Raw genomic sequence first — 12,629 nt, 5'->3', positions numbered from 1 at the left:
AACGTCTAATGCTGCCAGCAATTGTTGTAGAGAATCTTCCGCGCCTGGTGCGCGCCATCAAACTGTTGCCGGGCGACCCGCGCGAAGACGCGGCCCTGAACCTGGCCGACGAATTGACGGGCATCACGGCCATGGTAGCCGAGAAGTTCACGAATGAACGCACGGCCGACGGCATCCAGAAAGCGCTGTTCCTGACGGTGGGCGGCGTGTCCTTGGGCCTGGAGCAGGCCGTCACGCATGAAGGCGACCAGGCGGCCCTCGACTTCCTCGTCGAGCACGGCGCCGAGCACGCGTTCCAGGTAGGCTTTCGCCTGATCAAGGAATTGTCGCAGCTGCCCGAAGACGCCCTCGTCGGTGAATACGACCAGGACCCCGTCTACCTGCAGCGGCGCCTGCGCGAGCTGTTCATCGATATTTGCCAGGCCGACCCGAACCAGAACTGGGCCGGCTATGAAAAGTATGCCGTGCAGTTGCAACAGCGCAAGGAAGTGCAAGCCGTCGTGCGCCTGGCCGGCTGGCTGCGCCGCCACCATGACAACGGTCCCGTCAGCGACAGCGACTTGAATGCCGAGGGCGTCATCGCCCTGGCCATCATCTTCGCCATCGAAGGCGGGGGACGCATCATCGCGCGCACGGGCCAGAAGGAGTTTGAACGCTTCGTGCGTTCCGTGCGCAAGAACAAGCCCGACTTCGAGGAAGGCTGGGCCGCCCTGGTGGCCAAGGTGCCCGTGCAGCACCATCCCGTGTTGCTCGACCGCATAGAGTCGTACCGCCGCAGCTGCACCGTCGTGCATAAAATCCTCACGCGGGCCAGCATGAAGAGCCTGTTCGAGGATCTGGAAAATTATGCGGGTTCGGAGCTGGATGCGGATTATTCGTGACCTGCGACTTGACGCATGCGATTGTCGGATTACGGCCTGCGGCCTAATCCGACCTACGCCGACCTACGCCGACCTCATCGGCCTATTCTTTCTCTTCCATGGCCGCTTCTTCGGCCAGTTTTACAAACGCCGCCACCAGCGGCGACGTCTCTTCTTCCCTTTGTGCAAGTAATAAGCTGGTCGTCGCCTGCGGGTCGGCGATGGGGCGGTAGCACACGCCATCCATGCGGATGCGGTCGAACGAGGCGGGCAGCACGGAAATGCCGCAGCCGGCCGCCACCAGGCCGATGATGGTTGACGCTTCGCCCGCTTCCTGCGCCACCTGGGGCACGAAGCCGGCCGCCTTGCACAGGCGGAAGATCTGCGGATAAATCCCCGTGCCCGCATCCTTGGGGTACATGACAAAGCCTTCGCCCGCCATGTCGGCGATGGCAATCGCATCCTTGGCCGCCAGCGCGTGGGCGACGGGCAAGACGAGGAACAGCGGATCCTGGCGCAGTTGCGTCAGCTTGATATCGGATGGATACGTCGTTTCCGGCGGGCGCACGAAGCCCAGGTCCATGGTGCGGCCGCTGATCGCTTCGAGCTGATGCAGGGTCGCCATCTCGTGCAAGGTCAAGGTGACGTGCGGAAACTGCTGGCGGTAGCGGTTGATGACTGTAGCGAAATACGGCGTGAACGGCGTGGAAAACGTAAAACCGATGCGCAACTCACCCGCTTCGCCCCGCTGTGCCCGGCGCGCCGTGACGGCTGCCTGTTCCGACAGGGCCAGGATGCGCCGCGCATCGTCGAGGAACAGGCGGCCTGCTTCTGTCAGGCGCACGGAGCGCTTGTTGCGCTCAAACAACTGCGCACCCAATTCCGCTTCCAGTGCCTGGATCTGTTGGCTCAGCGGCGGCTGGCCGATGTGCAGGCGCTCGGCCGCACGCGTGAAGTGCAGCTCCTCGGCGACGGCGACAAAGTAACGCAAGTGGCGCAGTTCCATATTCGTCCAGTAATCGTTTTAAAGTATGAGTTGGGCCTTGAATATATATTGGACGATATGAGTTGGCAATCCTAAGATGAAGACTCGCTCCTTCTTCGAAACACGGCCATGTCTGATTCATCGCTTGCCTTTGCCCCCGCTGCCCCATCCGCCATTCCGGTTTCTGCTCCCGTTCCCCGCACGGCCATCGCCAAGGGTTCCATCGAATTCAAGCGCAGCAACCGCGCCCTGTTCTTCGGCGGCTTTTCCACCTTCAGCTTGCTGTATTGCATCCAGCCCCTGTTCCCGCTGCTGTCGCAGCAGTTTCATCTGACGCCGGCGCAAAGCAGCTGGTCCTTGTCCGTGTCGAGCGGCTTGCTGGCCATTTCCTTGGTGCTGCTGAGCGCCGTGTCGGACCGGGTCGGGCGCAAACCGCTGATGGTGGCGTCGATGTTTTCCGCCGCGATTCTCACCATTTTGTCCGCGTTTGCGCAGGATTATGCGCAGCTGCTGGCGATCCGCGCCGCGCTGGGCGTGGCCCTGGGCGGCATGCCGGCCGTGGCCATGGCGTATCTGGGCGAGGAAATCGAGGGGCCGTCCCTGGGGCTGTCGATGGGCTTGTATATTGCGGGCAGCGCGTTTGGCGGCATGTCGGGCCGGCTGATCGCGTCCATGCTCAGCGATTTCCTCTCGTGGCGCTGGGCCCTGGGCGTGCTGGGCGTGGCCGGCGTGCTGGCCGCCATGGAATTCTGGCGCAGCCTGCCCGCATCGAAAAATTTCGTGCCCAGTACCAAAGGTTGGAATGCCTTGCCGCACGCGATAAAACAGCATTTTTCCGATAAGGGTTTGCCGTGGCTGTTCTGCCTGGCGTTCGTGCTGATGGGCTGTTTCGTCAGCCTGTATAACTACATCGGCTACCGCCTGCTGGCCGCGCCATTTGGCTTGCGCCAGAGCACAGTCGGCTTGCTGGCCTTCCTGTACCTGATCGGTATCTTCAGTTCCGTCTGGGCCGGGCGCCTGGTGGATCGGCTGGGACGCCGGGGCGTGCTGTGGATTATGCTGTCGGTGATGCTGTCCGGCATTTTATTGACCCTGTTCGATTCCCTGCCGCTGATCGTCATCGGCATGGCGCTGGCCACTTTTGGCTTCTTTGCCTCGCACTCGATCGCCAGCAGCTGGGTCAGCCGCCGCGCCCGCGCGCCGCAGGCGCTGGCGTCGGCCTTCTACCTGCTGTTCTATTACCTGGGATCGAGCCTGATCGGTTCCGCCTCGGGCATGATGTGGGGCTTCGACGGCTGGACGGGCGTGGTCATCATGCTGGGACTGTGCCTGGGCGGCGGCGTGCTGATCGCCTTGCGCCTGCGCCATTTGCAGCCGCTGGGGGCGCGCGAAGCGGTGGGCTGAGTCCTGCGATTTGGCCGTGGCGGGGAACCCTGTGCCAGCTTGGTGATCCAACCCGGACACCACGCGAACAGGAGATCATCATGATGCAGGTAAAGGAAGTGGCACGGCGCTTTGGCGCCATCGAACACGCGATCGGCCAGGCGGCCCAGCTGTGCGGCAAGCAGCAGGGCATGCCGATGGACTTGAAGGATTGCATCAACCAGTTGGACCAGCAAAAGAGCGCCGTACGGCAAGCCATCGACACGCAAGACGATGCGCGCATCCGGCAAGCTGTCGACCAGATGGAATCCTTGGGCGACCGCGCCAAGCGGGCCTGCGGCACGGCGGCCAGCGTCACGCCGGAAATGAAGAGCGCCGTGCTCAAGGTGCACGATGAGTTGTCGGACCTGAAGCACCAGCTACATTAGTTACATCTGGCGGAACAAATGCGCATATAAAGGGCTGACGCGCAGTTGCGCCGGGTGCTGGCGCAGGGTCAGCGACAGCTTGCCGGCCTCATCGCGCACGGCCGTGGCGATGGCGCTGGCGTTGACGATGGTGCCCCGGTGGATTTGCCAGAATTGTTGCGGGTCCAGCTGGGGCAAGAGTTCCTTCAGGCTCGTGCGTATCAGCGCTTCGCTGTCCTGGCACACGACGTTGATGTATTTGTCCAGCGCTTCGAAATACACGACGTCGGCCAGCGCGATCATGCGCACGCTGTTGCCGACGGCGGCCCGTATCATTTGCAGGCGCGGGGCGGGCGGCAGCATGGCTTGCAGCTGGCTTAGCAGGCGGGCCATGTTGTCGTCGCTGGTGGATCCGGCTGCCTGCGTTGCCGTGGTGGTTGGCGCTGCTGCTGCCGTTACTGTGGTTGCGGCGGTGCCGCTGCCACCGCCGCTGTCGCGCAAGCGCTGCTGCAGCCGTTCCACCGTCTTGCCCAGTCGCGCATCGTTGACGGGTTTTAAGACGTAGTCGGCGGCCGCGTGCTCGAAAGCGGCCAGCGCATATTCGTCGTAGGCGGTCACAAACACGATGTGGGGAAACGCAACGCCGTCGGGCCACTGTTCCGCCAGTTCCTCGGCCGCTTCCAGGCCCGTCTTGCCTGGCATCTTGATGTCGAGAAAGAGGATGTCGGGTTGCAGCGCCAGGCCTTGCCGCAAGGCTTCCACGCCATTGGGGCAGGTGGCAACGATGTCGAGTTCCGGCCACAGCCGCTGCAAGGCGTGCGCGAGGGCGGCGGCGAGTATCGGTTCGTCTTCGGCGATCAGGGCGCGTGGCGCGCGTGGAGTGTATTGGCTCATGCGAGGGGACTCGTGATGGTGGATGGATGGGGGAATGTCAGGCGGGCGGTCGCGCCTGCCGGATGGTTGGCGATCAGCGACAGGCTGGCGGTATCGCCATGCATGCCGCGCAGGCGTTCGCGGATATTCGCGACGCCCAGCTGCGTGCCCTTGGTCTGGCCCGGATGGTCGAGGCCCAGGCCATCGTCGCTGACGGTAAGAATCAGCACGCCGCCGTCGGTGGAGGCCTGCACGTGGATATGGCCGCCTTCGATCTTCGGTTCCAGGCCGTGCTGGATGGCGTTTTCCACCAGCGGCTGCAGCAGCATGGGCGGCACCTTGACCTGGCGCAAAGCCTCGGGCAAGTCCAAGGTAAAGCGCAGGCGCGCGCCCATGCGGATCGACATCAGGCCCAGGTAGGCTTGCATCAGGGAAAATTCCTGCTCCAGGGTGGTGGACTCGGCGCGCGAGGAAGAAAGCGTGGCGCGCAGATACTGGATTAGCTGGTCGAGCAGCAACTGGGCGCGCTCCGGGTCAAAGCTGATCAGGCCCTGCAGGTTGGCCAGGGTATTGAACAGCATGTGCGGTTCGATCTGCGCCTGCAGCAGCTGCAGCTGGGCCTGCATGGCCTGGCGCGCCACGGATTCGGCGCGGGCTTTTTCCTCGGCTGCCGCCATTTGCAGGCGGGCAATCTTTTCGCGGCTGGAGAAAAACAGCACGGCGCCTCCCGTGGCCAGCAGGGTGAATACGAGTGTGCCCATCATTTGCGTGGGCAGCAGGTTTTCAAAGCCCCCCACGTCCACGCCCGTCAGCCAGCTGAACAGGGCCAAGCCCAGTATTTGCGCCACGGGCACGGAAATCAGGATGATGAGCATGAAAGGCAGGAATCTGGGCCGCTGGTCCGCGCCCCATAACGTCAGGCGCACACCGTCGATCAGCAGGAAGGCGATCGTGCCGATGCACATCGAGGCGATCAGGTTTTGGCCAAAATGGCTGCCCGGATTGAGGATGAACGTGATGACAAGCGCGCAGATCACGTTCAGCGCCAGCGCGTAGCGGGCATCGTGCAGCATGCGGTAGTACGGAGACCTGGCCTTGGCTATTGGCGTATCGGCGGAGGGAGCGTCGGTTTTCATGGTGGTGTCTGCTGGTAGCGATGGGGCATTGTGTGCCAGCGCAGGCCAGGGCGCAACAGAGCTGCGACGAAACGGGACTGGCGCGCCGCCATTCACCGCGGCGCGTCGCCAAACGGGGCCGCTTTACTTTTCAGCATTGGCACGGGATAGTATGGCAAGACAGTCTTGCATCCATAAAATTGCGATAAAGGAAATCCCATGTGGCCCTATCCACGCACCCTGGCGCACCGCGGCGGCGGCACCCTGGCGCCTGAAAATACCCTGGCCGCCCTGCGCTGCGGCCTCGCCTACGGCTACCGCGCCGTGGAATTCGACGTCATGCTGGCGTCCGACGGCGTGCCCGTCGTCGTGCACGACCCCGAGCTGGGCCGCACCGTGGCCGGCAGCGGCCAGGTCAATGACTACACGGCCGCGCAGTTGGGAGAAATGGAAGCGGGCGCCTGGTTCGGCCCCGCATTCGCGGGCGAAGGCGTGCCCACGTTCGAGGCCGTGGTGGACTATTGCAAGGCGCAGCGCATCTGGATGAATATCGAAATCAAGCCGGCGCCCGGCTTCGACGTGCCCACGGGCAAGACCGTGGCGCGCGCCACGCGCGATTATTTCTCAAAGGAAATTGCGGCAGGAGAGTTATTGCCGTTGCTATCGTCGTTCAGCATCGCTGCATTGGAAGCGGCGCGCGAGGCGGCCCCGGAACTGGCGCGCGGCTGGCTGGTCGAACAGATACCGGATGATTGGGTAAAAAAGGCGAAGGAGCTGGACGTGGTGGCCATCCATTGCGACCATCAACAGCTGACACCGGAACTGGCGCGAGAGGTAAAGGAGGCGGGATACGGACTGTTCTGCTACACCGTCAACACGTCCGAACGGGCCAGCGAGCTGCTGGCCTGGGGCGTGGACGGGTTTTGTACGGACAGGATAGATATTATTCCATCCATGGCGTAGGTCGGATTAGGCGCGCAGCGCCGTAATCCGACAACATTGTTGGCGCCGCTGGTGTTGTCGGCTTACGCGCTTGCGCGCTAAGCCGACCTACGTTTCAAACAACTTAGAAAGTCACGCGCATGCCTACTGTCACATTGCGCCCCATCAAAGGCGCCGCATTCTTGATGAACGAGGTGTGGCTGTACGCCAGCTCATTCGTCAGGTTGTTCGCCTTGATGTAGAACTGGGCCGGCGTCGTGCCGATGCGCGTGTCGTAGTTGGCGGAGAGGTTGAGCATGTTGTAGCCAGGCGTTGCCGTTTCGAACGCGGCCACTTTATCCTGCTTGCCCACTCGGTAGAGCTCGGCCACGCCGCTCCACGCCTGCCAGTTGGCGTCGAATTTCACACCAAAACGCTGGGCCGGGATGCGCGGCAAGTTGCCACCGCCGTCGGCCAGCTTGGCCCGCACGTAGTCGCCGAATACGCTGGCGCCGAACATGGGGTTCAGTTGCTGGCGGATCTGGCCTTCGACACCCGTGAACGTGGCGTCGCGCTGGGCGTACTGGATCAGCTGGAAGCCTTCGTGGTTGTCCAGGGTGGAACCGAAGATGTAGTTGTCGACCTTGTTGCGGTAGGCGCTGGCCGAGAAGGTCGTGGCGCCCGCATATTTGCGCAAGGTCAAGTCGATATTGTTCGACGTTTCCTTGCCCAGGTTTTCATTGCCCAGCTCATACGTGGCCGTAGCCATGTGCACGCCATGCGCATACAGTTCCTCGGCGCTGGGCAGGCGGTGCGTGCGGGAAATGGTCGAACCGAGCGAATATTGCGGCGCAAATTTCCACACGGCGCCCAGGGAGATCGAGGTGCCCTTGGCGCTGCGGTCTTGCAAGGTGGCGCTGTCGACCGTGATGTCTTGCCATTCGTGGCGCAAGCCCGCTTCGAAGCGCCATTGGTCGAGCTTGTATTCTTCCACCAGGAAAGCCGCGTGTTTCTTCGTGACCGTCGGCGCCACGTACGCTTCCTCGCCCAGGGCCGAGAAATCGCGCTTCGACGTTTGCAGGCCGACTACGCCGCGCCAGCCGAAGACGGGATGGTGTTCCATTTCCAGGCGTGCATCGTGGCCCTTGTTTTTGAACGTGGTGGCGATTTCCGTGCCTTCGATTTCATCGTGCTTGTAATCGGTGAACGCGGCGCGCAGGCGCAGCTTGGCGAAGCCGGGCACGGGGTCGCGCAATTCGCCGCGCACATCCCAGCGTTCGCTCTTCAGTTTCACGTAGGGCACGCTTTCGTGTTCATGCTCGTGCTCATGTTCTTCTTCGTCGCCATGGCCGTGGCCCTCGTGGCCGCCGCAATGCAAATGCGTGCCGTGCGGGTGGCAGCTTTCGAATTCGTGGTTGTGGCCAGGTAAGCCATACTCCGCGTGCTGGCTGGTGAAGGCCAGGCCCAGGAAGCCGCGCTGACCTACCCACGACACGCCCACGCTGCCCGTGTCCGTCTTGTTGTAGCTGCCGCCTACTTTCGAGCCGCCTTCCCAGCCGCTGCCGACCTTGTATTCTTTCGCATCGCGCTTGACGCCTTCCGCGTGAAAGGCGATGTTGCCGGAGCCGCCAGTCACTTCAAAGGCGCCCGCCTTTTCGCGCGCGCCCGAGTTGGCGCGCACTTCCGCGCTGCCCTCCAAGCCCTTTGCCGGCACGCGCGTGGGGATTTTCTTGTCGATCACATTGACCACGCCACCGACGGCGCCGCCGCCATACGCCAGCGCGGACGGGCCGCGCAAGACTTCAATCTGTTCCGACAGCATCGGTTCGGCCGCGACGGCATGGTCGGGGCTGATGGTCGAGGCATCCTGCACTTCGGCGCCATCGGACAGCACTTTCACGCGCGGGCCATCCATGCCGCGGATGATGGGACGGCTGGCGCCGGCGCCGAAATGGCTGGACGTGATGCCGGGCTGGCCGGCCAGGGTTTCACCGAGGGTCGCTGCCCTTGCCAGCACCAGTGCCTCGCCTTCGAGTACGGTGACGGGCGTGCTCATGTCGTCGCTGCCCAGGGCCAGCGCGCTGGCCGAGACGGTGACGGCAGGCAAGATTGTCGCCTGCTGCGCCAGTGCGCTGGCGGGAGCGGCAAAGGCCAGCATGATGGCCAGCGCGAGGGGAGTGGGTTGGTGAGGACGTACGGACATGGGCAAGATTTCCTTATCGGCTATCAGTGTTGGCAGGGTTGGGGCAGTGCGTGACAGGTAAATGCCTGCCCTAAGTTGATAATGATAACCCATTATCATTACTGTGTGACAGTTTTTCCGGGCGGTAGATAGAGGCGGATGGTGTATTCTGTCGGCTATGGAACGCACAACACGTCAAAAAACCGCTATTCAAGCCGCCATCGAGTCGGCCCAGCGCCCCCTGTCGGCGCAGGAAATCCTCGAACAGGCCAGCTTGCAAGTGACGCAGCTCGGCATTGCCACCGTTTACCGCAACTTGAAGTCCCTGGTGCTGGAAGAAAAAGTGCACGTGGTCACCTTGCCGGGCGAAAACCCGCGCTACGAGTCGAACGCTGTCGCCAATCACCACCATCACCATTTCCAGTGCACCACGTGCCAGCGCGTGTTCGACGTGCACGATTGCCCGGGTGACTTGAAGCGCATGGCGCCGCAAGGCTTTGTTGTCGAGCGCCACGAGCTGACCCTGTACGGCCGCTGCGCCGACTGCAATGCGGCCGCCGGCGCCAGTGTGGCTGGCACAGCCCCGCACGCCTGCGCCAGCCACCACGACCCGGCCTGAGCGGGCAGGGCGGCATCCATGGGCAGGCTTGCAACAATGCTGCCTGCCCGGCGCCAATTCCCGTACCTAGATCACGTATAATCTTCCCTTTAAAGCTGCCGCCACTCTTTGCCAAAAAAACATGAAATCAACTGAAATCCGCGACAAGTTCCTCAAATTTTTCGAGTCCAAGGGCCATTCCATCGTCCGTTCCAGCTCCCTGGTGCCAGGCAACGATCCGACCTTGCTGTTGACGAACAGCGGCATGGTGCAATTCAAGGATGTGTTTACGGGCACGGACAGCCGTCCCTACACGCGCGCCACCTCGGTGCAGCGCTGCGTGCGCGCCGGCGGCAAGCACAACGATCTGGAAAACGTCGGCTACACGGCGCGCCACCATACCTTCTTTGAAATGCTGGGCAACTTCAGCTTCGGCGACTATTTCAAGCGCGACGCGATTCAATACGCGTGGGAACTGCTGACCAAGGTATATGGCTTGCCGGCCGACAAGCTGACCGTCACCGTCTACATCGAAGATGACGAAGCGTACGATATCTGGGCCAAGGAAATTGGCGTGCCCGTCGAGCGCATCATCCGCATCGGCGACAACAAGGGCTCGCGCTACGCGTCGGACAATTTCTGGCAGATGGCGGACACGGGCCCATGCGGTCCGTGCACGGAAATCTTCTACGACCACGGCGCCGACATTCCTGGCGGCCCGCCGGGTTCGCCTGACGAAGATGGCGACCGCTTCATTGAAATCTGGAATCTGGTGTTCATGCAGTTCAACCGCGACGAAGCGGGCGTCATGCACAAGTTGCCGAAGCCATGCGTCGACACGGGCATGGGCATGGAGCGCCTGGCCGCCGTGCTGCAGCACGTGCATTCGAACTATGAAATCGACCTGTTCCAGCACCTGATCAAGGCTGCCGCGCGCGAAACGGGCGCCACGGACCTGGAAAACAAGTCGCTGCGCGTGATCGCCGACCACATCCGCGCCGCCGCCTTCATGATCGTCGACGGCATCATTCCGGGCAGCGAAGGCCGCGCGTACGTCTTGCGCCGCATCATCCGCCGCGCCTTGCGCCATGGCCACAAGCTGGGCCAGACGAAGCCGTTCTTCTACAAGCTGGTGGCTGACCTCGCCATCGAGATGGGCGGCGCCTATCCGGAGCTGGAAGAAGCGAAAGACAACGTCGCCAACATGCTCAAAGCCGAGGAAGAACGTTTCGGCGAAACCCTGGAAACGGGCATGAAAGTGCTGGAAGCGCAGCTGGCCAAGGATGCGACCGGCATCGACGGCGCTACCGCTTTTACTTTGTACGAAACCTACGGCTTCCCGCCAGACCTGACGGCCGACATCTGCCGCGAACGCAACATCACGTTCGACCAGGCCGGCTACGATGCGGCACTGAAGGAAAGCCAGGAACTGTCGCGCAAGGGCGGCAAGACGCACAAGGACAGCAAGGTCGAGTACACGGGCGAGAAAAACAAATTCGTCGGCTACGATCAATTGACGTTCAGCGGCAAGGTCGTCGCGCTGTACGCGGCCGGCACGCAGGTCACGGAACTGAAGGCGGGCCAGGATGGCATCGTCGTGCTCGACACGACGCCGTTCTACGCGGAATCGGGCGGCCAGGTGGGCGACCAGGGCGTGATCGCCTCGGGCGCCGGCAGCTTTGCCGTTAGCGACACGCTGAAAATTCAGGCTGACGTGTTTGGCCACCACGGCGTGCTCGAGTCGGGCGTGTTGAAAGTGGGCGACGCCGTCTCGGCGCAGGTCGACACGGCCAAGCGCGCGCGCACAATCCGCAACCACTCGGCCACGCACTTGATGCACAAGGCCTTGCGCGAAGTGCTGGGCAGCCACGTGGCGCAAAAGGGTTCGCTGGTCGACCCGGACAAAACCCGTTTCGACTTCAGCCACAATGCGCCGATGACTGCCGAGCAGATCGCCGCCGTGGAAACCATCGTCAACAAAGAGATCCTGGAAAACCGCGCCACGCAAGCGCATCTGATGTCGTTTGACGATGCCGTCAAGCATGGCGCAATGGCCTTGTTCGGCGAGAAATACGGCGACGAAGTGCGCGTGCTCGATATCGGCAGCTCGAAAGAGCTGTGCGGCGGCGTCCACGTGCAGCGCACGGGCGACATCGGCCTGTTCAAGATCATCGGCGAAAGCGGTGTTGCCGCCGGCATCCGCCGCGTCGAAGCCGTGACGGGTGAGGGCGCGCTGGCGCTGGTGCAAACCATCAACCGCCGCCTGGTCGAAGCGGCCAACGCCTTGAAGGCGCAGCCGGAAGAACTGACTGCCCGCATCGGCCAGGTGCAGGATCATGTGAAGGCGCTGGAGAAGGAACTGGCCGCGCTGAAATCGAAACTGGCCTCGGGCCAGGGCGATGAACTGGTCACGCAAGCCGTCGATGTCAACGGCATCAAGGTGCTCGCGGCCGTGCTGGACGGCGCCGACGTGGCCCGTCTGCGCGAAACCATGGACAAGCTGAAGGACAAGCTGAAAACGGCCGCCATCGTGCTGGCCAGCGTGGCGGACGGCAAGGTCAGCCTGATCGCCGGCGTGACGGCGGACGCGACTTCCAAGGTCAAGGCGGGCGAGCTGGTGAACTTCGTTGCACAGCAAGTGGGCGGAAAAGGCGGCGGACGCCCCGATATGGCGCAGGCCGGCGGTACCGATGCTAGCGGTTTGGCGAATGCTCTGGCAGGCGTGCCGGCCTGGGTCGGCGAGCGCGTGAAATAAGGCGTAAGCTAGAGGGCATGCGGGGTTTTCGCCCCACAGCCCCTTGAAAACGGCCCGCAGACGGTGTTTGCGGGCCGTTTTGCCGTGTGGAATCTCGTTGTGACACCACAACAGCCGATGAACTATTTTGGTGCAGCGCGTCAATGCCCCTGATTTAGAGTAGTATGTCGAAAATCAGTACAACAAAACAATGGTGGGATATTGATGATGAGCGACACACTACTTGATACCGAGATTATGGAATTTCACAAAGAACTCGACGCGCGGGGCTTGAATTGCCCCTTGCCGATTCTGAAGGCGAAAAAGGCTTTGTCAGAGCTGCAGAGCGGGGAAGTGCTGCGCATCATGGCAACCGATCCCGGTTCCGTGCGCGACTTCCAGGCTTTCGCCAAGCAAACGGGCAATGCCCTGCTGTCGCATGTGCAGACGGGTACCGAATTCGTCTTCCTGATGCAACGCAAATAATTCTGCCAGCCGGGGCCGCCGTGGCGCGGCCTGGTTTTCCTTCCCGAGCCAGCCCTTTTGCTGCCCTGCAGCGTAGCGGCGGACA

11 protein-coding genes are annotated in these 12,629 nt (G+C 62.5%); 7 read left to right on the top strand and 4 right to left on the bottom strand.

The features are described from left to right. Window positions 1-8 precede the first annotated feature (8 nt). Entirely contained in the window at window positions 9-881 is an 873-nt protein-coding gene (locus tag ACPJXG_RS22370) for a hypothetical protein (protein ID WP_176389402.1), read from the top strand. An 82-nt stretch (window positions 882-963) separates the two neighbouring features. Here ACPJXG_RS22370 and ACPJXG_RS22365 read toward each other — a convergent pair whose 3' ends face one another. After that, complete coding sequence (locus ACPJXG_RS22365) at window positions 964-1,866, bottom strand: LysR substrate-binding domain-containing protein (RefSeq protein WP_128140359.1); 903 nt, start codon at window positions 1,864-1,866, stop codon at window positions 964-966. Between the two features lie 108 nt (window positions 1,867-1,974). Here ACPJXG_RS22365 and ACPJXG_RS22360 point away from each other — a divergent pair, with 108 nt between their 5' ends. Both ACPJXG_RS22360 and ACPJXG_RS22355 read left to right on the top strand, forming a co-directional pair. After that, the gene (locus tag ACPJXG_RS22360; RefSeq protein ID WP_425252376.1) at window positions 1,975-3,249 is read left to right on the top strand and encodes an MFS transporter; all 1,275 of its coding nucleotides are present in this window, start codon (window positions 1,975-1,977) and stop codon (window positions 3,247-3,249) included. A gap of 80 nt (window positions 3,250-3,329) precedes the next feature. Continuing rightward, entirely contained in the window at window positions 3,330-3,656 is a 327-nt protein-coding gene (locus tag ACPJXG_RS22355; RefSeq protein WP_099379466.1) for a hypothetical protein, read from the top strand. Here ACPJXG_RS22355 and ACPJXG_RS22350 read toward each other — a convergent pair whose 3' ends face one another. Beyond that, window positions 3,657-4,529 carry a LytR/AlgR family response regulator transcription factor gene (locus ACPJXG_RS22350; protein WP_425252375.1) on the bottom strand — a complete coding sequence of 291 codons (873 nt, stop codon included), beginning with the start codon at window positions 4,527-4,529 and terminating at the stop codon, window positions 3,657-3,659. After that, the gene (locus ACPJXG_RS22345) at window positions 4,526-5,644 is read right to left on the bottom strand and encodes a sensor histidine kinase (RefSeq protein ID WP_425252374.1); all 1,119 of its coding nucleotides are present in this window, start codon (window positions 5,642-5,644) and stop codon (window positions 4,526-4,528) included. The genes ACPJXG_RS22350 and ACPJXG_RS22345 overlap by 4 nt, the downstream gene beginning before the upstream one ends. Window positions 5,645-5,842: 198 nt before the next feature. Here ACPJXG_RS22345 and ugpQ point away from each other — a divergent pair, with 198 nt between their 5' ends. Then, window positions 5,843-6,586 carry a glycerophosphodiester phosphodiesterase gene (ugpQ, locus tag ACPJXG_RS22340; protein WP_425252373.1) on the top strand — a complete coding sequence of 248 codons (744 nt, stop codon included), beginning with the start codon at window positions 5,843-5,845 and terminating at the stop codon, window positions 6,584-6,586. A gap of 103 nt (window positions 6,587-6,689) precedes the next feature. On the opposite strand, the gene ACPJXG_RS22335 is transcribed toward ugpQ, so the two are convergent. Beyond that, the gene (locus ACPJXG_RS22335; RefSeq protein ID WP_425252372.1) at window positions 6,690-8,747 is read right to left on the bottom strand and encodes a TonB-dependent receptor domain-containing protein; all 2,058 of its coding nucleotides are present in this window, start codon (window positions 8,745-8,747) and stop codon (window positions 6,690-6,692) included. Between the two features lie 157 nt (window positions 8,748-8,904). On the opposite strand from ACPJXG_RS22335, the gene ACPJXG_RS22330 reads away from it, so the two are divergent. The 3 genes from ACPJXG_RS22330 (at window position 8,905) to ACPJXG_RS22320 (ending at window position 12,544) form a co-directional block, all read left to right on the top strand. Further along, a complete protein-coding gene (locus ACPJXG_RS22330; protein ID WP_035825393.1) occupies window positions 8,905-9,345 on the top strand; it encodes a Fur family transcriptional regulator in 441 nt (146 codons plus the stop codon). 121 nt (window positions 9,346-9,466) lie between these two features. After that, on the top strand, window positions 9,467-12,079 hold the full coding sequence (alaS, locus tag ACPJXG_RS22325) for an alanine--tRNA ligase (RefSeq protein WP_425252371.1): 2,613 nt from the start codon (window positions 9,467-9,469) through the stop codon (window positions 12,077-12,079). A gap of 237 nt (window positions 12,080-12,316) precedes the next feature. Then, complete coding sequence (locus tag ACPJXG_RS22320; RefSeq protein WP_010395510.1) at window positions 12,317-12,544, top strand: sulfurtransferase TusA family protein; 228 nt, start codon at window positions 12,317-12,319, stop codon at window positions 12,542-12,544. Window positions 12,545-12,629 lie beyond the last annotated feature (85 nt).

The sequence above is a fragment of the Janthinobacterium sp. NFX145 genome (assembly GCF_049810325.1).
Lineage (GTDB): Bacteria > Pseudomonadota > Gammaproteobacteria > Burkholderiales > Burkholderiaceae_D > Janthinobacterium > Janthinobacterium rivuli.
Note: the sequence above shows the minus strand (reverse complement) of the source record. Positions and strands in the feature narration are given on the sequence as shown.